The 21,657-nt window shown below is 72.0% G+C and carries 23 protein-coding genes and 2 pseudogenes; 15 read left to right on the top strand and 10 right to left on the bottom strand.

Annotated features, from left to right (window positions below; translation table 11 throughout):
- Window positions 1-96 precede the first annotated feature (96 nt).
- Together ABZ876_RS24965 and ABZ876_RS24960 are read left to right on the top strand one after the other, a co-directional pair.
- Window positions 97-276, top strand: a pseudogene (locus tag ABZ876_RS24965) (type III polyketide synthase); the annotation flags it as partial.
- Window positions 277-338: 62 nt separating this feature from the next.
- A pseudogene (locus tag ABZ876_RS24960) lies at window positions 339-467 on the top strand (cupin); the annotation flags it as partial.
- A 49-nt stretch (window positions 468-516) separates the two neighbouring features.
- Here the strand turns inward: ABZ876_RS24960 and ABZ876_RS24955 are convergent.
- Complete coding sequence (locus tag ABZ876_RS24955) at window positions 517-1,743, bottom strand: acyl-CoA dehydrogenase family protein (protein ID WP_361785231.1); 1,227 nt, start codon at window positions 1,741-1,743, stop codon at window positions 517-519.
- Window positions 1,744-1,932: 189 nt separating this feature from the next.
- Between ABZ876_RS24955 and ABZ876_RS24950 the strand changes: the two genes are divergently transcribed.
- Window positions 1,933-2,577 (top strand): TetR family transcriptional regulator, encoded by a 645-nt coding sequence (locus tag ABZ876_RS24950; RefSeq protein WP_361785228.1) that lies wholly within the window; start codon window positions 1,933-1,935, stop codon window positions 2,575-2,577.
- Between the two features lie 94 nt (window positions 2,578-2,671).
- On the opposite strand, the gene def is transcribed toward ABZ876_RS24950, so the two are convergent.
- Window positions 2,672-3,211, bottom strand: a complete 540-nt coding sequence (gene def / locus ABZ876_RS24945; RefSeq protein ID WP_361785225.1) for a peptide deformylase — start codon at window positions 3,209-3,211, stop codon at window positions 2,672-2,674.
- Window positions 3,212-3,352: 141 nt separating this feature from the next.
- On the opposite strand from def, the gene ABZ876_RS24940 reads away from it, so the two are divergent.
- From ABZ876_RS24940 to ABZ876_RS24925, 4 genes are all read left to right on the top strand, one after another.
- Window positions 3,353-4,591: a MurT ligase domain-containing protein gene (locus tag ABZ876_RS24940; RefSeq protein WP_361785222.1), complete on the top strand. Its 1,239-nt coding sequence runs from the start codon at window positions 3,353-3,355 to the stop codon at window positions 4,589-4,591.
- Window positions 4,592-4,610: 19 nt separating this feature from the next.
- On the top strand, window positions 4,611-5,339 hold the full coding sequence (locus ABZ876_RS24935) for a glutamine amidotransferase (RefSeq protein WP_361785219.1): 729 nt from the start codon (window positions 4,611-4,613) through the stop codon (window positions 5,337-5,339).
- A gap of 234 nt (window positions 5,340-5,573) precedes the next feature.
- On the top strand, window positions 5,574-6,599 hold the full coding sequence (locus tag ABZ876_RS24930; RefSeq protein WP_361785216.1) for a 6-phosphofructokinase: 1,026 nt from the start codon (window positions 5,574-5,576) through the stop codon (window positions 6,597-6,599).
- Window positions 6,600-6,739: 140 nt separating this feature from the next.
- A complete protein-coding gene (locus tag ABZ876_RS24925) occupies window positions 6,740-7,690 on the top strand; it encodes a cytochrome c oxidase assembly protein (RefSeq protein ID WP_361785214.1) in 951 nt (316 codons plus the stop codon).
- A 173-nt stretch (window positions 7,691-7,863) separates the two neighbouring features.
- Here ABZ876_RS24925 and ABZ876_RS24920 read toward each other — a convergent pair whose 3' ends face one another.
- Window positions 7,864-8,013, bottom strand: a complete 150-nt coding sequence (locus ABZ876_RS24920) for a hypothetical protein (protein WP_361785443.1) — start codon at window positions 8,011-8,013, stop codon at window positions 7,864-7,866.
- Here ABZ876_RS24920 and ABZ876_RS24915 point away from each other — a divergent pair.
- The 3 genes from ABZ876_RS24915 to ABZ876_RS24905 are packed head-to-tail and all read left to right on the top strand — an operon-like array spanning window position 7,945 to window position 11,789.
- Window positions 7,945-9,624: a PASTA domain-containing protein gene (locus ABZ876_RS24915; RefSeq protein WP_361785431.1), complete on the top strand. Its 1,680-nt coding sequence runs from the start codon at window positions 7,945-7,947 to the stop codon at window positions 9,622-9,624. The genes ABZ876_RS24920 and ABZ876_RS24915 overlap by 69 nt on opposite strands.
- A 37-nt stretch (window positions 9,625-9,661) precedes the next feature.
- On the top strand, window positions 9,662-11,617 hold the full coding sequence (locus ABZ876_RS24910) for a protein kinase (RefSeq protein ID WP_361785211.1): 1,956 nt from the start codon (window positions 9,662-9,664) through the stop codon (window positions 11,615-11,617).
- Window positions 11,618-11,630: 13 nt separating this feature from the next.
- Window positions 11,631-11,789, top strand: coding sequence for a hypothetical protein (locus ABZ876_RS24905; protein ID WP_234518109.1), 159 nt, complete (start codon window positions 11,631-11,633; stop codon window positions 11,787-11,789).
- A 3-nt stretch (window positions 11,790-11,792) separates the two neighbouring features.
- On the opposite strand, the gene ABZ876_RS24900 is transcribed toward ABZ876_RS24905, so the two are convergent.
- From ABZ876_RS24900 to ABZ876_RS24885, 4 genes are read right to left on the bottom strand one after another with little or no spacing between them, the layout of a single operon-like run.
- Window positions 11,793-12,998, bottom strand: a complete 1,206-nt coding sequence (locus ABZ876_RS24900) for a histidine kinase (protein ID WP_361785207.1) — start codon at window positions 12,996-12,998, stop codon at window positions 11,793-11,795.
- Window positions 12,995-14,713: a cation acetate symporter gene (locus ABZ876_RS24895; RefSeq protein WP_361785205.1), complete on the bottom strand. Its 1,719-nt coding sequence runs from the start codon at window positions 14,711-14,713 to the stop codon at window positions 12,995-12,997. The genes ABZ876_RS24900 and ABZ876_RS24895 overlap by 4 nt, the downstream gene beginning before the upstream one ends.
- A 9-nt stretch (window positions 14,714-14,722) precedes the next feature.
- Window positions 14,723-15,079: a hypothetical protein gene (locus ABZ876_RS24890; RefSeq protein ID WP_361785202.1), complete on the bottom strand. Its 357-nt coding sequence runs from the start codon at window positions 15,077-15,079 to the stop codon at window positions 14,723-14,725.
- Window positions 15,080-15,089: 10 nt separating this feature from the next.
- Entirely contained in the window at window positions 15,090-15,848 is a 759-nt protein-coding gene (locus ABZ876_RS24885) for a LytTR family DNA-binding domain-containing protein (RefSeq protein WP_361785199.1), read from the bottom strand.
- A 77-nt stretch (window positions 15,849-15,925) separates the two neighbouring features.
- Here ABZ876_RS24885 and ABZ876_RS24880 point away from each other — a divergent pair, with 77 nt between their 5' ends.
- Genes ABZ876_RS24880 through rocD form a run of 3 tightly spaced genes read left to right on the top strand, consistent with a single transcriptional unit; the run spans window position 15,926 to window position 18,583 of the window.
- The gene (locus tag ABZ876_RS24880) at window positions 15,926-16,429 is read left to right on the top strand and encodes an Lrp/AsnC family transcriptional regulator (RefSeq protein ID WP_361785196.1); all 504 of its coding nucleotides are present in this window, start codon (window positions 15,926-15,928) and stop codon (window positions 16,427-16,429) included.
- Between the two features lie 22 nt (window positions 16,430-16,451).
- Complete coding sequence (ddaH, locus tag ABZ876_RS24875; protein ID WP_361785428.1) at window positions 16,452-17,366, top strand: dimethylargininase; 915 nt, start codon at window positions 16,452-16,454, stop codon at window positions 17,364-17,366.
- Window positions 17,363-18,583 carry an ornithine--oxo-acid transaminase gene (gene rocD, locus ABZ876_RS24870; protein ID WP_361785193.1) on the top strand — a complete coding sequence of 407 codons (1,221 nt, stop codon included), beginning with the start codon at window positions 17,363-17,365 and terminating at the stop codon, window positions 18,581-18,583. Before ddaH ends, rocD begins: the two co-directional genes overlap by 4 nt.
- A gap of 85 nt (window positions 18,584-18,668) precedes the next feature.
- Here rocD and ABZ876_RS24865 read toward each other — a convergent pair whose 3' ends face one another.
- The 3 genes from ABZ876_RS24865 to ABZ876_RS24855 form a co-directional block, all read right to left on the bottom strand.
- A complete protein-coding gene (locus ABZ876_RS24865) occupies window positions 18,669-19,145 on the bottom strand; it encodes a TIGR00725 family protein (RefSeq protein ID WP_361785190.1) in 477 nt (158 codons plus the stop codon).
- A 22-nt stretch (window positions 19,146-19,167) separates the two neighbouring features.
- Window positions 19,168-20,196, bottom strand: a complete 1,029-nt coding sequence (locus ABZ876_RS24860; protein ID WP_361785187.1) for an SDR family oxidoreductase — start codon at window positions 20,194-20,196, stop codon at window positions 19,168-19,170.
- A gap of 70 nt (window positions 20,197-20,266) precedes the next feature.
- A complete protein-coding gene (locus ABZ876_RS24855) occupies window positions 20,267-20,602 on the bottom strand; it encodes an ArsR family transcriptional regulator (RefSeq protein WP_361785184.1) in 336 nt (111 codons plus the stop codon).
- Between the two features lie 135 nt (window positions 20,603-20,737).
- Between ABZ876_RS24855 and ABZ876_RS24850 the strand changes: the two genes are divergently transcribed.
- The gene (locus tag ABZ876_RS24850; protein ID WP_361785181.1) at window positions 20,738-21,136 is read left to right on the top strand and encodes an STAS domain-containing protein; all 399 of its coding nucleotides are present in this window, start codon (window positions 20,738-20,740) and stop codon (window positions 21,134-21,136) included.
- 151 nt (window positions 21,137-21,287) lie between these two features.
- Window positions 21,288-21,482 carry a hypothetical protein gene (locus ABZ876_RS24845; RefSeq protein ID WP_361785178.1) on the top strand — a complete coding sequence of 65 codons (195 nt, stop codon included), beginning with the start codon at window positions 21,288-21,290 and terminating at the stop codon, window positions 21,480-21,482.
- Window positions 21,483-21,657 lie beyond the last annotated feature (175 nt).

The following is a 21,657-nucleotide window of genomic DNA, read 5'->3' as shown; positions in this document are numbered from 1 at the left end:
CGCAGCCCCGCCGGGCGATCGCGGGTGAAGCCCTCATACGGGTGAACCCTTCCGCCGGGGAGCGGGGAGTCCCCCCGCCAAGGCGGAGGAAGGCGGCTGCGCCGGCTCCTCGACGAGGGCGGCGCCCATCCCACGGCACGGGGGCTGCCGGCCGGCTTCGGACCGGGTATCACTGCGGCAATGGCCCTGGGCCGCCGGCATGTCCCCGCGGACGGGAACCGGACGGCGACCGAGGGGGTGGCGGCGACGGAGGGCGTTCCTGCCGCCCGGCCATAGGTGCGTCGTGCGGACGCCGGCAGGGCATGTGGCGTTCAAGGCGACCGGCTCACGCGCCCCCGGTCGCCGTCGTACCGCCGGGCTGCCCCCGCGCGTTCGCGAACCCGGCAAAGACCCCGGCGAAGATGTTCTTCCAGGCGTCTCCGCCGCCGGACCACGAACGCTGCTTCGAGGAGCTGCCGGAGATCCTCGCGGACGGGGCCCGGCCGACCAGGCGGCGATCGGGGACCGACGGCCGGGCTAGCGGATCGGCATGCCCGACAGGGTCCGTGCGATCACCAGCCGCTGGATCTCGCTCGTCCCCTCGAAGATGGTGTAGATGCCGGCGTCGCGGTGCATCCGCTCCACCGGGTACTCCCGGGTGTAGCCGTTGCCCCCGAGGATCTGGATCGCCTGCGCGGTGACCTTCTTGGCCGTCTCGCTGGCGAACAGCTTCGACATGGAGCCCTCGGCCGCCGTGAACGGCTTGCCGGTGACCGCCATCCACGAGGCCCGCCACACCAGCAGACGGGCGGCGTCGATCTGCGTCCGCATGTCCGCGAGCTGGAAGGCGACGCCCTGGTTGTCGATGATCGGCCGGCCGAACTGCTCACGTGTCCGCGCGTAGTCGAGGGCGACCTCGTAGGCGGCACGCGCCGTGCCCACGGCCATCGCGCCCACGGCCGGGCGGGACGCCTCGAACGTGGCCATGGCCGCGTTCTTCAGCCTCTCCCCACCCGCCTTCGCCTTCTCCCGGGCCCGGGCCAGCCGCTCGTCCAGCTTCTCCTTGCCGCCGAGCAGGCAGGAGCCGGGGACGCGGACGTTGTCGAAGATCACCTCGGCCGTGTGCGAGGCGCGGATGCCGTGCTTCTTGAACTTCTGGCCCTGCGACAGGCCCGGGGTGTCCGGCGGGACGATGAAGGAGGCATGTCCTTTGGATCCCAGCGCCGGGTCGACGACCGCGACCACGACGTGGACGTTGGCGATACCGCCGTTGGTGGCCCAGGTCTTGGTGCCGTTGATGACCCACTCGTCCTTGGCCTCGTCGTACACGGCACGGGTGCGCATGGAGGCGACATCGGAGCCGGCGTCGGGCTCGGAGGAGCAGAAGGCGGCCACCTTGACATCGTTGGTGTCGCCGTACATCTGGGGGATCCAGGTGCCGATCTGCTCCTCGGTGCCGTTGGCGAGGACACCCACGGCCGCGAGTCCGGTGCCCACGATCGACAGCGCGATGCCCGCGTCGCCCCAGAACAGCTCCTCCATCGCCATGGGGATGCCGAGGCCGGTGGAGTCGAAGTACTGCTGGGCGTAGAAGTCGAGGGAGTAGATGCCGACCTTGGCGGCCTCCTGGATGACCGGCCAGGGAGTCTCCTCACGCTCGTCCCATTCGGCGGCCGCGGGGCGGATCACATCGGCGGCGAAGCCGTGCAGCCAGTCCCGGACTTCCTTCTGTTCGTCGTTGAGCTCCATGGTGAACTCGGCCATGTCCCCTCCAGCACTGCGCTAACGTGTTACTTGCGGTAACGGCAGTGTGTTACTCACCAGTAGGAGAAGTCAACTCCCGGGCCGGCACGGTCGTCCGCCATGGGCGGTCGGCAGCTCGTTCGATACCGACCCGCCTTTCAGTGTTACTTTGCGCAGGCGTCACCGAAACAGCACGGGTGGGGAGAGAACATGGACACCACGCAGCGGGCCGAGCAGCAGCGGTCCGCCGACCGCCGACGGCGCGAATTGCTGGAGGCCGCCGACCGGGTGGTGCTGCGCGACGGCCCCGGGGCGTCGATGAACGCCATCGCCGCCGAGGCCGGTATCACCAAGCCGATCCTCTACCGCCACTTCGGCGACAAAGGCGGCCTGTACGCCGCACTCGCCAAACGCCACACGGACGCGCTGCTCGACTCGCTGCGGGCGGCGCTGGACGCACCGGCCGACCGGCGGGAGCGCGTGGAATCCACCCTGGACACCTATCTCGCGGCCATCGAGGCCCGGCCGCAGGTCTACCGCTTTCTGATGCATCCGGAGGAGGGCGGCTCGCAGAACGACCAGGGCTTCGACACCGGCCGGCACTCCATCCCGCTGCTGCGCCGCATGGGCGAGGAACTGGCCCAGGTCATCGAGGAGCGCCTGGACCTCGGCCCGGGCACCCACCAGCTCGCCCGGGTGTGGGGACACGGCATCGTCGGCATGATGCACGCGGCCGGTGACTGGTGGCTGGGCGAACGGCCCTGCTCCCGGGCCGAGTTGGTGCGCAGTCTGGCGGACCTGTTGTGGGGCCGGCTGGCCGCGGCGGGGGATCGCGTCGGAGGCCCCGGGTTCTGAAGCGCCCCCCGGGGTGCGGGGCCGCGCCGTCGCTCCGCGGCCTCGCGGCGCGGGCGGGAGCGGCCACGACCGGCCCGGTGCCGGACCACCACGCTCATCCGCTCCACGGCGCCCGCGCGGCCTGCCGCATCACCCGGCGGTGCCGCCGGCCGCTGAGCCGGTCGACATACAGACCACCGTCCAGGTGGTCGCACTCGTGCTGGAGGCACCGGGCGAACCACCCGGTGCCCTCCACCCGCACCGGCTCGCCGTCCACCGTGAAGCCCTCGACGACCGCGCGGTCGTACCGCTCCGTGCCCGCCTCCAGGCCCGGCAGGGACAGGCACCCCTCCGGTCCGCGGAGCACCACACCGTCCGCCTCGACCAGCCGTGGGTTCACCACATGCCCCAGATGGCGCACCTCCTCGTCGTCCGGGCAGTCGTACACGAACACCCGCAGCGCCTCGCCGATCTGGTGCGCCGCCAGTCCCACGCCCTGCGCGGCGTACATCGTGGCGAACATGTCCTCCACGAGCCGGGCGAGTTCGGGGCCGAAGTCGGTGACCTCCGCGCCGGGGGTGCGCAGCACAGGGTCGCCGAGCACGGTGATGGGCCGGACGCGCCCTTTGACGCCGGGGATGGAACGGTGTCGCATGGCGGCAAGGGTACGGTCGTCAGGGCCGCGCGGGCGCCGGGGTGGTGCCGCGGTTCGGGGGCGTGAGGGGATCTGGATAGGCTGGGGCCACACGTTGCCGGGACAGGGCGCGGCGCCGTATGCAAGGAGGATCGAGATCTGATGGCAGGCAACTCGGACCCGCTGACGCCGCGGGCCAAGCTGGCCGTGACCGCGGGCAAGGCGGTCGCTGCGGCATCGCGCGCCGCGGGGCGCGGCAGCGGATCGGTGATCGGCGGCCGAGTGGCGCTCAAGCTCGACCCCGACCTGCTCGGCCGGCTGGCCCAGAACCTGGATGTCATCCTGGTCTCCGCGACCAACGGCAAGACCACGACCACCCGGCTGATCGCGGAGGCACTGCGCGCCGCGGGCCCTGTCGTCTCCAACGCGCTCGGCGCCAACATGCCCGCCGGCATCACCTCGGCGCTGGCCGGCGGCTCGGACGCCAAGTTCGGTGTCATCGAGGTCGACGAGAAGTACCTCGCCGGGGTCGCCCGCGACACCGACCCCAAGTGCATCGCGCTGCTCAACCTCTCCCGCGACCAGCTCGACCGCGCCGCCGAGACCCGGATGCTCGCCGAGAACTGGCGTGAGGGCCTCTCCGGCTCCAAGGCCGTGATCGTCGCCAACGCCGACGACCCGCTCGTCGTGTGGGCCGCCTCGTCGTCGCCCAATGTGATCTGGGTCGCGGCCGGACAGATGTGGAAGGACGACGCCTGGTCCTGCCCGTCCTGCGGCGGTGTGATGCAGCGCCCCGGCGACGACTGGTTCTGCGGCGAGTGCGGTTTCCGCCGGCCGACCCCGTCGTGGGTGCTGTCGGGCGACCATGTCCTCGACCCGCACGGCTCCGCCTGGCCGATCCACCTCCAGCTGCCGGGCCGTGCCAACAAGGCCAACGCCGCCAGCTCGGCCGCCGTCGCCGCCGTCTTCGGCGTGCCTCCGCAGGTCGCCCTGGAGCGCATGTACCAGGTGCAGGCGGTGGCCGGACGCTACGACGTCGTCCAGTTCCAGGGCCGCGACCTGCGTCTGCTGCTCGCGAAGAACCCGGCCGGCTGGCTGGAGACGTTCTCCCTGATCGACCCGCCGCCGACCCCGGTGATCCTTTCGGTGAACGCGCGCGGCGCGGACGGCACCGACACCTCCTGGCTGTGGGACGTCGACTACACGCGGCTCACCGGGCACCCGATCTTCGTCATCGGCGACCGCAAGCTGGACCTCGCCGTGCGCCTGGAGGTCGCGAACCAGTCCTTCCAGGTCTGCGACGACCTCGACCAGGCCGTCCAGCTCGCTCCGCCGGGCCGGATCGAGGTCATCGCGAACTACACCGCGTTCCAGGACCTGCGCCGCCGCGTCGGCAACTGACCACGAAGGACGATCATCGATGAGTGACAACAGCCTCCGTCTGGTGTGGATCTACCCGGACCTGCTGAGCACCTACGGCGACCAGGGCAACGCGCTCGTCGTGGAGCGCCGGGCCCGCCAGCGCGGCCTGGACGTGGCCCGGCTCGACGTGCGCAGCGACCAGCCGATCCCGACGTCCGGCGACATCTACCTGATCGGCGGCGGCGAGGACCGTCCGCAGCGGCTCGCCGCCGAGCGGCTGCGCCGTGACGGCGGTCTGTACCGGGCCGTGGAGAACGGCGCGATCGTGTTCTCCGTCTGTGCCGGGTACCAGATCCTCGGCCACGAGTTCATCAACGACCTCGGGCAGCGCGAGCCGGGCCTCGGCCTGCTGGACGTGGTCTCGGTGCGCGGCGAGGGCGAGCGGTGCGTCGGCGACGTTCTCGCGGACGTCGACCCGCAGCTGGGTCTGCCCCAGCTCACCGGCTTCGAGAACCACCAGGGCGTCACGCACGTCGGACCGAACGCCCGCCCGCTCGCGCAGGTGCGGCTCGGCAAGGGCAACGGCACGGGTGACGGCACGGAGGGCGCGTACAACGGGACGGTCTTCGGTACGTACATGCACGGGCCCGTGCTCGCGCGCAACCCGCTGATCGCCGACCTGCTGCTGAAGCTGGCGCTCGATGTCAACGCGCTTCCGCCGGTCGACGACCGCTGGTACGAGGCGCTGCGCAACGAGCGGATCACGGCCGCGCAGCAGCCCGCCTAGGGTCCCTCCCCAAGCCCGCCCGAAACGATTCCGCGGAGCCGCCCGGCGGACCGTGCACCTGGCGGTCCCGCGGGCGTCACCAGCCCGTCTGACGGCCCGTCCGCACAGGTGAGCGGGCACGTCCAGCTGGCGGACGCACGGTGCTGCCCCGCCCCCCGTCGCCGGTAGGGTGGCGGGGATCGAGCCGGACAGCGTGGTCCGGTCCCGGCTCATGTGGAGAAGGTTTTTCGGGCTATGCGCATTGGTGTCCTCACGTCCGGCGGCGACTGCCCCGGCCTGAACGCCGTCATCCGGTCCGTCGTGCACCGCGCCGTCGTCGACCACGGCGACGAGGTCATCGGCTTCCGGGACGGCTGGAAGGGCCTCCTGGAGTGCGACTACCTCAAGCTCGACCTCGACGCGGTGGGCGGCATCCTGGCTCGCGGCGGCACCATCCTCGGCTCCTCCCGGGTCCGCCCCGAGCACCTGCGGGACGGAGTGGAGCGGGCCAGGGGCCACGTCGAGGAACTGGGCATCGACGCCATCATCCCGATCGGCGGTGAGGGCACGCTCAAGGCGGCCCGGCTGCTGTCCGACAACGGGCTGCCGATCGTCGGCGTGCCCAAGACCATCGACAACGACATCGCGGTCACGGACGTCACCTTCGGCTTCGACACGGCCGTGGGCGTGGCGACCGAGGCCCTGGACCGGCTGAAGACCACCGCCGAGTCCCACCAGCGCGTCCTGATCGTGGAGGTCATGGGCCGCCACACCGGCTGGATCGCGCTGCACTCCGGCATGGCCGCCGGCGCCCACGCCATCGTGGTGCCGGAACGCCCCTTCGACATCGAGGAGTTGGCGGCCCGGGTGGGCGAGCGGTTCGACGCCGGCAAGCGGTTCGCGATCGTGGTGGCGGCCGAGGGCGCCAAGCCGAAGCCGGGCAGCATGGAGTTCGACGAGGGCAGCAAGGACATCTACGGCCACGAGCGCTTCGCCGGCATCGCCCGCCAGCTCTCGATCGAGCTGGAGCAGCGCCTCGGCAAGGAGGCCCGCCCGGTGATCCTCGGGCACGTCCAGCGCGGCGGCACGCCGACGGCGTACGACCGCGTGCTCGCCACCCGCTTCGGCTGGCACGCCGTGGAGGCCGTGCACCGCGGCGAGTTCGGGATGATGACCGCGCTGCGCGGCACGGACATCGTGACGGTGCCGCTGGCGGAGGCCGTCAAGACGCTGAAGACGGTGCCGCAGGAGAGGTACGCCGAGGCCGAGTGCGTCCTGTAGCACGGGACCGGTCTCCTGCGGTGCGGGACTGATCACGTACGGAGTCCAGGAGTCCGCCCCCGGTCGCGGCTGCGACCGGGGGCGGTTCTACTCTGGTGCGGACAGACAGCGCACAACCCCCACGAAACAGGAGCCGGCGGATGGATCACAGCGGGCACGGCATGACCATGGATCTGCCGCCGTTCACGCTGGGGCGGGGCCTGGAATGGTCCGCCGACCCGTTCTTCCTCGTCGCCTGCCTGGTCGGGCTCGGACTGTACGGGTGGGGCGTGGCCCGGCTCGTGCGGCGCGGGGACAAGTGGCCGGTGGGCCGGACCGTGTCGTACGTCATCGGTGTGCTGACGGTGATGCTGGTCATGTGCACCAAGCTGAACGACTACGGCATGGTCATGTTTAGCGCGCACATGGTGCAGCACATGGTGATCAGCATGCTCTCGCCGATCCTGCTGCTGCTCGGCGCCCCGATCACGCTGGCGCTGCGTGCGCTGCCCACGGCGGGCCGTGACCGCAAGGGACCGCGCGAACTGCTGTTGATGCTGCTGCACAGCCGCTATGTGCGGGTCGTCACACACCCGGCGTTCACCATCCCCCTGTTCATCGCCAGCCTGTACGGGCTCTACTTCACGCCGCTCTTCGACTTCCTGATGGAGTCCAGGGCCGGGCACCTCGCGATGATGGTGCACTTCCTCGCCGTCGGCGTGGTGTTCTTCTGGCCGATCATGGGCGTCGACCCGGGTCCGCACCGGCCCGGTTACCTGATGCGGATGCTGGAGCTGTTCGCGGGTATGCCGTTCCACGCGTTCTTCGGCATCGCGCTGATGATGGCGTCCACGCCTATGGTCGAGGCCTACCGGCATCCGCCGGCCTCGCTCGGCATCGACGCCCTGGCGGACCAGACCTCGGCGGGCGGCATCGCCTGGGCGTTCAGCGAGGTGCCCTCCGTGCTGGTGCTCCTGGCGCTGCTGTTCCAGTGGTACGGCTCGGAACAGCGGCAGGCCAAGCGGAAGGACCGCGCCGCCGACCGCGACGGCGACAAGGAACTCGAGGCGTACAACGCCTATCTGGCCTCACTCAACGCACGCGGCAATTGAGTTCCGCCACACCGCTGAATTCCCTTTCCTCTCAAGTCCTTTCAAGGCACCTGAAATGCTCCCGCATTCGGTAACCTGGTGCCCGGCGCCCTGCCTCCGCTCGGCAGGGCGCGGGGGGACCGCCGGGGGGAGCGGTGATGACACGTCATGTATTCCTGCAAAGGAACGGAAAATCAGCGATCCGGAGGATCGGCTTTCTGCTGGCCGCCGTGCTGATCCTCAGCGGATGCAGCAGAAACGCACAGGTGTTCGCGGTGAAGGCCGTCGCCGCCGGAGTTCCGTCGCTCGCCCCCTTCTTCGGCGAGCGCAGCGGACTCGGCCACGACACCACGATCCGGGCAGGCCGGACGCCGGGTGGCCTACAGGCGGGCAATACGCCGGGGCTCTACGGGGGCTCGCGGAAACCGACGGTCTGTGACGTCACACGACTGAAGGAATTCCTCAGGGACCCGAGGAACGACCGAAAGGCCAAGGTCTGGGCGCAGGTCGAAGGTATTGCCCAGACAGAGATCCCTGACTATCTGGACCGGCTCACACCCGTCCTTCTACGTCACGACACCCTCGTACAGAACCACGACTACAAGAAGGGCGAGGCCGCACCATTCGACTCCTTGCTCCAGGCCGGAATCGCGGTACTGGTGAACGAGCAGGGGCAGCCGACGGTGAAGTGCTCGTGCGGAAATCCACTGCGCCCCTTCCGGGGTGACGCGACCCGGATTTCCGTCAAGTTCGAGGGCCGGAACGAGAAATGGGCCGGGTACGACCGTTCCTCGGTGGTGGCGGTCCGCCCCGCGCCGCAGCCGCTGACCCGGCTCGCGCTCGTCGACGTGGACGACAGGCACCGGGGGCTCGACCGGCCCGTCGGCACGACCGGCCGGCACGACGCCCCCTTCGACACCCGGGCACGGCACAAGGTGCCCGATGTGACGGGGCTGCGGTTCGCCGAGGCCGGTCGGCGGCTCGCGGCGCAGGGGCTGGCGGTCGCCTACGCCGGCCGGGGGGCGCCACCCGACGAGGCAGCGGTCACGGGCTCGGATCCTGCGCCCGGCACCGAGCTGGCGTTCGGGCAGTATGTGACGTTGTCGGTGAACACGGGCGGGACGGACGGACCCGGGATGCCGGGCGGATCCGGCGCGTCCAGGACGGGGACGGTCCCAGGGACCGACGGCGCCACGGGCCGGGGCCCGGACACCGGAAGGTCCGTTTCCCCGTCGCCGGGCGGCTCGGCGTCCGGGAAGACGGGTGGCTCTTCCGCCACGCCGAGTGACAGCGGGAGGGCCTCCTCGCCGCAGACCACGGGCGGCTCGTCGTCACCCGCCGCGGCCGGCTCCTCCTCGCCTGCCGGAAGCGGATCGTCTCCGACGGGCGGCAGGGAGTCCTCCACGACGCCGCGGGGCGGCTCGTCCTCGGCAGCCGGAAGCGGATCTCCCTCGGCACCACGGGGCAGCTCGCCCACCACGACCGCGGGCAGCTCCCCCAAACCACCACACAGCAGCCCACCCACCACGACCGCGGGCAGCTCTCCCAAACCACCACACAGCAGCCCACCCACCACAACCGCGGGCAGCTCTCCCAAACCACCACATAGCAGCCCACCCACCACAACCGCCGGCAGCTCCCCCAAACCACCACATAGCAGCCCACCCACCACAACCGCCGGCAGCTCCCCCAAACCACCACACAGCAGCCCACCCACCACAACCGCCGGCAGCTCTCCCAAACCACCACACAGCAGCCCACCCACCACAACCGCCGGCAGCTCGCCCTCCGCTCCGCGCGGTGGCTCGGTCTCCGTTTCCAGCAGTCCGACGTCCGGCAGACCGGCCACCAGCGGGCCGGCGACCGGCGCGCCTGTCACCGGCGCCCCGGCCACCCGTGAGCCGCCGGTCACGCGCGCCCCCGTGAAGGGCTCGCCCACCACCGGCGCGCCCTAGGCACCACCTGGACACGACCTGGATTCGGGAGCGAGCGATGGCATCAGGATCACCGCAGTCCGGAGTGGGCCGGGTCATCGCCGGCCGCTACCGCCTGCTCAACCAGCTCGGCGGCGGCGCGATGGGCCATGTGTGGCTCGCCCACGACGAGCGGCTGGCCTGCGAGGTCGCCCTCAAGGAGATCGTGTTCCGCGATTCGGTCGAGGCGACCGAGGAACGGGCGACCCGGGTCGCCCGTGCCCGCGCGGAGGCCCGGCTCGCGGCCGGGCTGCGGGGCCACCCGCACGTGGTCACCGTGCACGATGTGCTGGAGCACGAGGGTCTGCCGTGGATCGTCATGGAGTACGTGCCCGGCGCGCTGGACCTGCGCGAGCGGGTCCACCGGCAGGGCCCCCTCGCCCCCGCCGAATGCGCGCGTATCGGGCTGGCCGTGCTGGACGCGCTCACCGCCGGCCACGAGCGGGGCGTCATGCACCGGGACGTGAAGCCGGCGAACATCCTGCTGGCGCCCGACCGCTCCGGGACGCCGTACGCCCGTGTCCTGCTCACCGACTACGGCATCGCGGTGCAGCCGGACGCGGGCGAGACCCGGTACACGCTGACGTCCGCGCTGGTCGGGACGCCGGGCTATCTGGCGCCGGAGCGAGCGACGGGCGGGCCCCCGACCGCCGCCGCGGACCTGTTCTCGCTGGGCTGCACGCTGTACTTCGCGGTGGAGGGGTGCGGGCCCTTCGAACGTGACACACAGATCGCGGAGGTCACCGCGGTGGTCCTGGAGGAGCCCCGGCCCCCGGAGCAAGCTGGGGCGCTGGCGCCACTGCTGTCCGCGATGCTGGTCAAGGACCCGGCGCTGCGGATCACGGCGGGCGACACCGCACCCGCGCTGGCCGCGGTCGTCACCCCGGTGTCACGGACGCGCACCCGGGTCGACCCGAGGTCGCATCCGGCGTGGGAAGGCTTCGCCGCGACGACCCAGACCTCGCGGCGCCGGCCGCTGCCGGACGCCGTCCCCACCGCCGGATACGGAGGTTCCGGGCAGGCTCCACCGGCCTCGGGAGCGGCGCCTCCCGGCTGGGTACGGACAGGTGCTCCGGCCGCGCCCGGCTCGTCGTACGGGCCGGACGTGCTCGGAGGAGCGGGTTTCGGCCCGCCGCTCGGCCGGAGCGAGCCGCATCCGAGGCGGTCACATCTCCTGCGGGCCCTCGTCGCCTGCCTCCTCGGGCTGGTCCTCGCCCTGGGCGGGGTCTGGTACGCCGTGCACCGCCCGGCGTCGGGCGGGACGGCGCAGCCGTACGGTGCGGACGTCGCGCTCACCCGCCCGCTCCAGAACGGCGACTGCGTCGTCGCCGTCTGGCCCGGGCGCGCGTTCGACGACGCCCCTCCACGGCTGACCGTGGATCCGAGCTGCGCCGAGGGGAACCCGGACGGGCAGGTCATGGCCCTGGTCCCCAGCGCGTCCGCCGACGAGGCGCGCCGGCGGGGTCCCGCCGCGTGTGAGCAGCGCACCCGGGAGGTCCGCGACAAACTCGCGGACGTGCGCAGTTACGCCGTGGTCCCCACCCGCTCGGGCTTCGCGGCGGCCGGGCGGCGCACCGCGTGTCTGGTGCTGGGCGCGCACGGGCCGGTGTACGGGCCGCTCGGCGACCACCGCAGGCCGGGGCTGAGGTTCGTCGACACGGCGAACATGCAGAAACGGGACTGTCTGGATGCGTTGTCACCGACGGCGGCACGGCTGGTCTCCTGTGCCGGGCCCCACGACCAGCAGGTGCTCGGCTTCACCCGGCTGGCCCCGGACACCACCCTGACTCGGGCGAAGAGCCTGTCGGACACGGCGTGCGCGCGGGACGTCCCGCCGAAGGACTACGGCTACGACCCGTCACGCTACGAGGCCGCGTCATGGGCGGGAAACGCCGCGTGGAAGACCGGAACTCATCTGGTCGTATGCACCGTGCGCAAGCAGAACGGGGGCACCATGGGGAAGGACGAACCATGAGGAGGGTGTTGCGATGCCCGGTTCCACGAAGACGATGGGGGTGCTGACCGTAGGTGGGCTCGTCGTGGTGACGGCCTACACGGTGGCGCTCGGCAGCAGCGGCTGGCTGTGGTTCGGCTGGGTGGTGCTCGGCCTGCTCACCTTCGCCATGGTGCTCACCCGGGACACCTGAGGCTCACTGCCGGGGCGGCCGCCCGGCCGAGTGCACTCCCGGCTGGTACTTCGGCAACCGGGCGGTGATCTTCATGCCCGCTCCCGGGGCGGTCTCGATGACGAGCCCGTGGTCGTCGCCGTAGACCTGGCGCAGCCGGTCGTCCACGTTGGACAGGCCGATGCCGCCGGAGGGGCCGGCTTCTCCGGCGAGGATGCGGCGCAGCAGCCCGGGGTCCATTCCGGCGCCGTCGTCCTCGATGACGACCAGGGCCTCGGCGCCCGCGTCCCGGGCGGTGATGCTGATGTGGCGTTTGTCGGTGGTGCCCTCGAGGCCGTGTTTGACGGCGTTCTCGACGAGCGGCTGGAGGCACAGGAACGGCAGGGTGACCGGCAGCACCTCGGGGGCGATCTGGAGGGTGACGGAGAGCCGTTCGCCGAAGCGGGCCCGGACGAGCGCCAAGTACTGGTCGATGGCGTGGAGTTCGTCGGCGAGCGTGGTGAAGTCGCCGTGCCTGCGGAACGAGTAGCGGGTGAAGTCGGCGAACTCCAGGAGGAGTTCGCGGGCCCGCTCGGGGTCGGTGCGCACGAACGAAGCGATCACCGCGAGCGAGTTGAAGACGAAGTGCGGGGAGATCTGGGCGCGCAACGCCTTGATCTCGGCCTCGATGAGCCGGGTACGGGACCGGTCGAGGTCCGCCAGCTCCAGTTGCACGGAGACCCAGCGGGCGACTTCGCCGGCGGCCCGGACGAGGACCGCGGACTCCCGGGGCGCGCAGGCCACCAGCGTCCCGTGCACCCGGTCGTCGACGGTGAGGGGAGCGACGACGGCCCAGCGCAGCGGGCAGTCGGGGGCCTCGCAACGGAGGCGGAAGGCCTCACCGCGGCCGTTCTCCAGCGGGCCGCCGAGCCGCCGGAGCACCTCGTCCCGGTGGTGCTCCCCCACGCCGTCCCAGGCCAGCACGGCCTCCCGGTCGGTCAGGCAGAGGGCGTCGGTGCCGAGCAGGGTGCGCAGCCGCCGCGCGGACCTGCGGGCCGTGTCCTCGGTGAGCCCCGCGCGCAGCGGCGGCGCGGCCAGGGAGGCGGTGTGCAGGGTCTGGAAGGTGGCGTGCTCGACGGGCGTGCCGAGCCCCCCGAGCCTCTCGGGGCGCGCGGTGCGCCGGCCGAGCCAGAAACCGGCGGCGAGCAGCGGGAGCACGGCCACGCACAGGCCGGCGAGGAATCCGCTCATGCCTCCGCCTCCGTCCTCAGTTCCTCGGGCAGATGGAACCGCGCCAGGATCGCGTCCGTCCCCGCGGGAACCCGGCCCGGCGTCGCCAGGGACACCAGCACCATGGTGAGGAATCCCAGCGGCACCGACCAGAGCGCCGGCCAGGCGAGCAGCGTGTGCGGGGTGCCGTTGCCCGGGTGGCCCGCCATGGTCATCGCGACCGCGGCGAACGCGGAGCCGCCGCCGACCAGCATTCCGGTGGCCGCGCCCGGCGGGGTCAGCCGCCGCCACCAGATGCCGAGGACGAGCAGCGGGCAGAACGACGACGCGGACACGGCGAACGCGAGACCGACCGCGTCGGCCACGGGCAGTCCGCCGACCAGGACGCTGGCCGCGAGCGGCACCGCCATCGCCAGCAGCGTCCCGAGCCGGAAGTGCCGCACGCCCCGGGACGGCAGGACGTCCTGGGTGAGCACTCCGGCGACCGCCATGGTCAGACCCGACGCGGTGGACAGGAACGCGGCGAAGGCCCCGCCGGCGACCAGGGCGCCCAGCAGGTCCCCGCCGAGCCCGCCGGTCATCCGGCCGGGCAGCAGCAGGACGGCCGCGTCGGCGTTACCGGTCAGGGTGAGTTCGGGGGCGTAGAGCCGCCCCAGCGCGCCGTAGACGGGCGGCAGCAGGTAGAAGGCGCCGATCAGGGCGAGCACCGCGACGGTGGTGCGGCGCGCGGCGACCCCGTGCGGGCTGGTGTAGAAGCGGACCACGACATGCGGCAGGCCCATGGTGCCGAGGAAGGTGGCGAGGATCAGTCCGTAGGTGGCGTACAGCGGGCGCTCCTCGGGGCCCGACGCCGCCGGGGCCGTGATGCCTCCGTCGCCGCCCCGGCCGACGACGGGCGCGGGGACCCGGTCGCCCCGGTCGAAGGCCAGCCGGGTGCCGTGACCGATGCGGTGGACACCGGCGGTGAGGCGTACGCGCCGGCCCGCGTAGCGCCGTCCGTCGACGGTGCCCGTGGCCGTCACGGCGAGGGGGCCGGCCAGTCTCAGATCGAGGGTGTCGTCGATCCGTACCACCTGGTGGTCGCGGAAGGCCGGGGGTTCGGCGAACGCGGCGCGGGGCGCGCCGTCGCCCTGCCAGGCCACCGCCAGGAACAGCGCTGGGACGAGCAGGGCGGTGAGTTTCAGCCAGTACTGGAAGGCCTGGACGAAGGTGATGCTGCGCATGCCGCCCGCGGCGACCGTGGCGACCACCACGACCGCGACGAGGACCCCGCCGAGCGGTTCGGGGGCGCCGGTCAGCACGGCCAGGGTGAGTCCCGCGCCCTGGAGTTGGGGCAGCAGGTACAGCCAGCCGACCCCGACGACGAAGCCGCCGGCGAGCCGGCGCACCTGCTGCGAGGCGAGCCGGGCCTCCGCGAAGTCGGGCAGGGTGTAGGCACCCGAGCGGCGCAGCGGTGCGGCCACGAACAGGAGCAGGACGAGATAGCCGGCGGTGTAGCCGACCGGGTACCAGAGCATGCCGGGGCCTTGGACGAGGACCAGTCCGGCGATGCCCAGGAAGGAGGCGGCGGAGAGGTACTCGCCGCTGATGGCGGCCGCGTTGAGGCGGGGGCCCACGGTGCGGGAGGCGACGTAGAAGTCCGAGGTGGTGCGGGAGACGCGCAGGCCGAAGGCGCCGACGAGGACGGTCGCGAGGACGACCAGGGCGACCGCGGGGACCGCGTAGTTCTGGTTCACGGCCGCGCCTCAGCGGTCCTCGACGAGACGGACGAGGTCCCTCTCGTTGCGCTCGGCACGTCGCACATACCAGCGGGCGAGCAGGACCAGCGGCGGGTAGAGGCAGAAGCCGAGGACGGCCCACTCCAGGCCCCTGTTCCGGGTGGCGGCGAAGAGCAGGGGCAGTGGCCCCACGAGGAGCACCAGGACCGCGAACACGGCGAGTGCGGCCCGTAGCTGACTGCGCATCAACGAGCGGACGTAGGTGTGACCGAGGGTGGTCTGCTCGTCGATCTCGGTCCGTGGGCGGTAGTAGCCGGAGGCCCGGCGGGGGTGCCGGGGCGCCCCGGTGACGACGACACGGCGCTGGGTGGGGTCCTGGGGCACGCCGTCCTCCTCACCGGCCGCTGGTCCGGCGCATCAGCAGGTCCCGCAGCTCGCGGGTGTGCCGGCGGCTGACCTGGAGTTCGACGGAGCCGACGAGAACGCTGACCGTGCCCGCGCCGAGGCGGAGTTCGTCGATGTGCCGCAGGGCGACGAGGTGGCGGCGGTGGATACGGAGGAAACTTCGCGTGCGCCAGCGCTCCTCCAGGGTGGACAGCGGGATGCGGACGAGGTGGCTGCCCTGCGGGGTGTGCAGTCGGGCGTAGTCGCCGTGCGCCTCGACGTGCGTGATGTCCTCGACGGGCACGAACCGCGTCACCCCGCCGAGCTCGACCGGGATGTGGTCGGGGTCGGGTTCGTGGACCGGTATCGGAGGCGTGGTCCGGCGCAGCTGCGCGGCCCGGCGCACCGCCTCCGCGAGCCGCTCGCGGCGCACCGGCTTGAGGACGTAGTCGACGGCCTTCAGGTCGAAGGCCTGCACGGCGAAGCCCTCGTGCGCGGTGACGAACACGACGAGCGGTGGCTCGGCGAGGCCGGTCAGCAGCCGGGCCATCTCCAGGCCGTCGAGCCCGGGCATGTGGATGTCGAGGAAGACGACGTCGATCGCGTCGGGGCCGTCCGGTCCGGACTGCAGGGCGCGGTTGATGCGCCGCAGCGCCTCGGTCGCGTCGCCCGCGCCCTCCGCGCTGCCGATCCGCGGATCCGTGTGCAGCAGGTGGAGCAGCTCCTCCAGCGAGGGGAGTTCGTCGTCGACGGCGAGCGCGCGCAGCATGAACGTGGAGTGTAGGAGCATTCCGTACGCCTGGACATGTGCGGAACATGGACGTTCCTGCTGGATACAGTGCCCGCATGAACAGCAGGCCAGGGCCGTTCGACGAGCTCGACCGGAAGATCATCACCGCTCTGATGGCGAACGCCAGGACCAGTTTCGCCGAGATCGGCGCGGCCATCGGCCTGTCGTCGACGGCGGTCAAGCGCCGGGTGGACCGGCTGCGCGAGTCGGGGGTGATCACCGGGTTCACGGCCACGGTGAAGCCGTCGGCGCTGGGCTGGCGCACGGAGGCGTACGTGGAGGTGTACTGCGAGGGCGCGGCGCCGCCGCGGCGCCTGGCGGAGGTCGTGCGCAACCATCCGGAGATCACCGCGGCGATGACGGTGACGGGCGGAGCGGACGCGCTGCTGCATGTGCGGGCCCGGGACGTCGAGCACTTCGAGGAGGTGCTGGAGCGCATCCGCGCGGAGCCTTTCATCCGGAAGACCATCAGTGTGATGGTGCTGTCCCACCTCCTCCCCGAGAGCCCGGAGGCGGCGGCGAGCCAGGCCGCGCCCGGCCGCGCAGCAGACGTGCGCTGACCAGCCGGAAGACGCAGTGTTGCTGCGTGAAGACGCAGTCATCGTTTCTTGTCGGCCGTCTCCGCGGCTTCCTACCTTTAGGTCAACCCTCACTCGACATCCCAGGAAGCGGAGGAACCCCTCTGTGACCGACACCCGTGTGCCGCGCCGGCGGCGCTTCCTCGTCTGCGAACCCAGACATTTCGCCGTGCAGTACGCGATCAATCCGTGGATGCATCCCGACACGAAGGTCGACGTGGACCTCGCCCGGGAGCAGTGGCAGGGGCTGATCCGCGCCTACCACGACCACGGACACGCCGTCGACGCCGTGGACCCGGTCCCCGGCCTCCCGGACATGGTGTTCGCCGCCAACTCGGCGGTCGTCGTCGACGGCCGTGTCTTCGGCTCCCTCTTCCACGCTCCCGAGCGGCGCCCCGAGTCCGAGCACTACGAGACGTGGTTCAAGGCGGCCGGCTATGACGTGCACCGCTCCGAGTCCGTCTGCGAGGGCGAGGGCGACCTGGTCTGGACGGGACGGTATCTCCTGGCCGGGACCGGCTTCCGCACGACGCGGGAGGCGCACCGCGAGGTGCAGGAGTTCTTCGGTCACCCGGTCATCAGCCTGACCCTGGTGGACCCGTACTTCTACCACCTGGACACGGCGCTGTTCGTCCTCGACGACGACAACATCACGTACTATCCGGAGGCGTTCTCACCCGGCAGCCGCGAGGTGCTCGCCCGGCTGTACCCGGACGCGGTGCTCGCGACCCGCGAGGACGCGATGGCCTTCGGCCTCAACTCCGTCTCCGACGGACGCCACGTCTTCATCGCCCCCCGCGCCGAGGCGCTCGCCGCCCGGCTCGCCGACCACGGCTACGACCCCGTCCCCGTCGACCTCTCCGAGTTCCACAAGGCCGGCGGCGGCATCAAGTGCTGCACTCAGGAGATCCGTTCATGACCGCTCCCGCCCGTACGCGTTCGTCCGACGAGTTGATCAGCGCCGAGCAGCCGGTCCTCGCGCACAACTACCACCCGCTGCCCGTGGTGGTGGCGCGCGCCGAGGGCACCTGGGTGGAGGACGTCGAGGGCCGTCGCTACCTCGACATGCTCGCCGGCTACTCGGCCCTCAACTTCGGGCACCGCAACCCGGTGCTGATCGAGGCGGCGCACCGCCAGCTGGACCGCCTGACGCTCACCTCCCGCGCGTTCCACAACGACCAGCTCGCCGAGTTCGCGGAGTCCCTGGCCGCGCTGACCGGTCTGGACATGGTCCTGCCCATGAACACGGGCGCCGAGGCGGTGGAGAGCGCCGTGAAGGTGGCCCGCAAGTGGGCGTACGAGGTCAAGGGCGTGCCCGCCGACCGGGCGACGATCGTGGTGGCGGCCGGCAACTTCCACGGGCGTACGACGACGATCGTCAGCTTCTCGACGGACGAGACGGCGCGGTCGGGCTTCGGCCCGTTCACCCCGGGCTTCCGGATCGTCCCGTACAACGACCTGGCCGCGTTGGAGGCGGCCGTCGACGAGACGACGGCGGCCGTGCTGATCGAGCCCATCCAGGGCGAGGCGGGTGTGATCATCCCCGACGACGGCTATCTCGCCGGGGTCCGTGACCTCACCCACCGCGCCGGTTGCCTGTTCATCGCCGACGAGATCCAGTCGGGCCTCGGCCGGACGGGCAGCACCCTGGCCGTGGACCACGAAGGGGTGGTGCCGGACGCGCTGCTGCTCGGCAAGGCGCTCGGCGGTGGCATCGTGCCGGTGTCCGCGGTGGTCGCACGCCGTGAGGTGCTCGGCGTGCTCAAGCCGGGCGAGCACGGTTCGACGTTCGGCGGCAACCCGCTGGCCGCGGCCGTCGGCTCGGCGGTCGTCGGTCTCCTGGAGACGGGCGAGTTCCAGCGCAGGGCGGCCGAGCTGGGCGTGGTGCTGCGGGACGGTCTCACCGCGCTCCTCGGCAAGGGCGTCGTGGGCTTCCGCTCGCGCGGGCTGTGGGCGGGCGTCGACATCGACCCCGCGATCGGCACCGGCCGTGAGATCAGCAAGCGCCTCATGCGGGAGGGCATCCTCGCCAAGGACACCCACGGCTCGACGATTCGCCTGGCCCCGCCGCTGACGATCACGGGCGAGGAGCTGGGATCGGCGCTGGAGGCGCTGGAGCGGGTCCTGACGGCCTGATCGCCGGCAACGGCACCCGGAAGCCCGGCCCCTACGGGCTCCGGGTGCCGTTGTCCCGCCCGTGCCCCGGCCGGGCGTGCGCCGGTCAGGCCCACAGCCCCGTCAGGTCGAGCGCCTCGGCGGGCGTCCGCGCGTGCCGTACGCCCGGCACCTGGCGTCCCTCGGCGTCGACGAGCCGCCAGCCGTCGCCGAGCTGGACCACGGGCACCCCGCCCCGGCGCATGGCCAGGGCCAGCTCGGAGAGCGTGCCCCAGGAGCCCCCGACCACGACGACGGCGTCCCCGCTGTGGACGATCACGCTGTTGCGTGCCTGCCCGAGGCCGGTGGCGATCGCAACGCTCAGATCCGGCCCGGCCCCGCTGCGGTCGGCCCCCGGCAGGATCCCGACGACCACGCCGTCGCGCGACCGGGCGCCCGCCGCGACGGCGGCCATCACCCCGCCGTGCCCTCCGCAGATCACCACGGCTCCGCGCTCCGCGAGCAGACGTCCCAGTTCGTGGGCGAGATCCCACTCGCTCTCCCCGCACCGCGCCGGCCCGCACACCGCCACCTGCAACGCCATGGCCCGCCGCCCGGACGGCGCCTCAGCCGACCTTGCGGCCGCGCAGCGGTGTGGTCGGCGCGCCGGCGCCCTCCTGGAGCCCCTGAATGAACTCCTCCAGCACCTCGGTCGCCGTCCGCTGCGGCCGCCAGCCCAGTTCGGTGTGCGCGCGGGCGCAGTCCATGAGCGGCAGGCGCAGTACGGCGTCGAAGAGATGCGGTGAGGCGGGAAGCAGACGCAGTCCCCACGCGGCGGCGAGCGCCGACCGTGCGGCGGTGCGGGGCAGCCGTACGGGACGGGACCCCAGGAGCTCGCCCAGGACGGCCGCGTCGAGGGGCGGATCGGCGGCCAGGTTGAACGCCCCTCGCACGTCACTGTGGATCGCGAGCTGGTACGCGCGGGCCCCGTCGTCGGTGTGCAGGGCCTGCACCCGCAGACCGGCGATGTCCGGCAGGAATGGCAGCAGTTCGGGCCGGGCCAGCGGTCCGGGCAGGAACCGTCCGCCGAAGATCCGCCGCTGTTCGCTCGCCGACTCCCGTTTGAAAAGGAAGGCGGGCCGCATCCTGACGATCCGGGTCCAGGGGGTCTCGTGCTCGAAGCCGTCGAGGAACCGCTCGAGGTAGGCCTTCTCGCGGGTGTAAGCGGCGTCCGGCCAGCCGTGCGTCGGCCAGGACTCGTCGACGGCGTCATGCTTGGGACCCGGGGAGTACGCGCCGACGGACGAGGCGTACACCAGGGTGGGCACCGCGGCGGCGGCGACGGCCTCGAAGACCCGGATGCTGCCGAGCACATTGGTCTCCCAGGTCGCGACGGGATCGTGCGTCGGCTGGAACGCCCACGCCAGGTGCACGACCGCGTCGGCGCCCTCGAACTCCTTCACCAGGTCGGCCGCCTTCGACGTGATGTCGGCCTGCGACCACTGCACCCGGTCGGGGCCGAGGTCGGGGACGCGGCGCGCGAGGCCCCGCACACTGTCCACGTCCGGGTCCTCGGCGAGCAGGCGTACGAGGCTGGTGCCCACGTTGCCGGTGGCACCCGTGACCACGATCTTCTTACCCGTTGCGGTGCTCACTGTGCGCTCCTCTCGTGACCGGGACGTGCGAGTACCCGGTCCGCGCGGGAGCTGCACACCCCGCGTGGCGTCACTGGTGCTGGTGCTGCTGCCTGCTGGTGTGCCGGGCTTCGTGCCGGGCGAGCAGCGCGAGCAGGTCGGAGACGGTCAGGCTCGCCTCGGCCGGGTGCCTGAGGAGCTTGCCCGGCTGGATGCGGTAGGTGTTGGAGCGCCCTTCGCGGGTGTGCGTGAGATAGCCGTCGTGCTCCAGATCAGAAATGATCTTCTGGACGGCGCGTTCGGTCAGCCGGCAGTGGGCGGCGATGTCACGGATCCGGCTGGTCCGGTCGTCGGCGATCGCGGCCAGAACGCGTGCGTGGTTGGTGAGGAACGTCCACCCGGTGTGCGGTTCAGGCACTCCACCCATAGCCCCGAGGGTAGGCGGCCCCGTACATGAATACAAAAGGACGAAAGGCATTTCCGGTATGCCTTGACATGCGACTCGGGACGGGCAGAGCCTGGAGCCGCTGGGAGTTCGTGCGGGCCGGTTCGGGAGGCTGCCATGACGGAGCGCACGTCGCCGGGCCTGACCGTGGAGACGCATGACGCGGGGGACCGGGTGGCCGCGGTGGTGTCGGGCCAGGTCGACCTCGACACGGAGAGGGCGCTGCACCGCGCCCTGCGGGAGGCCCTGCGCCGTTCGGTGAGCGGTGTCGATCTCGATCTGGGGGCCGTGGACTTCTGTGACTGCTCCGGCCTCAATGTCCTGCTCTGTGTGCGGCGCCGGGCCCTGGAGGACGGCAAGGCCCTCGTCCTGGGCGCCACGGGACCGGCCGTGCGGAGGCTGCTCGCGCTGACCGAGACCCGGGCGCTGTTCGGTCCGGCCGAAGCCGCGTTCGGTCCGCCCGAAGTCGCGCGGCCGGCGGCGCGGGGCAGGCGGGACGCGGATGGCAGGGCCTAGCGGGCGGGACCGCGTCGGAGCACGCCATTCAGCGCAAGCCCGCCGCGATCGCCTTTCCCGCCGACCGATATGCAGGGCCCTGCGACTCATGCCACGCTGATCGGGGCGGAGCCATACCCCCTTGTCTCACCTCGTCGAGGAGTGAGCCGCCATGACCGACCGGGAACGCCACCCGTTCGAGGACGAGTCGGGTCACCTTCGGGACATGACCGAGGAGACCCTCGGCGCCCAGGAACAGGCGCGCCAGGAACGCCAGCACCGGCTGGAAGAGCAGCAGCACGGCCGTCGCGGGAGCGGCGAGTCGTCGTCCGTCTACCCGAAGCAGGAGGACGAATACTATCTGTGATCGGTCACGGCCCATCGGTATGTGCGCCGGCCGTTCCCTTCGCGGTGTCTTCGGCCACCGCCGTTCCCTCACCCCGGCCCGGGCCCCCGCCCGGGGGCCCGGCGCGAGTCCGGTCCGCCCGGTTCCCGCCGATCGCGCCCAACCGTACACTGACTCCCCATCACATGCCGGTTGA

Origin of the sequence: Streptomyces sp. NPDC046931, assembly GCF_040644655.1 — a bacterium.
GTDB lineage: Bacteria > Actinomycetota > Actinomycetes > Streptomycetales > Streptomycetaceae > Streptomyces.
This window is presented reverse-complemented; position numbering and strand designations above follow the sequence as displayed.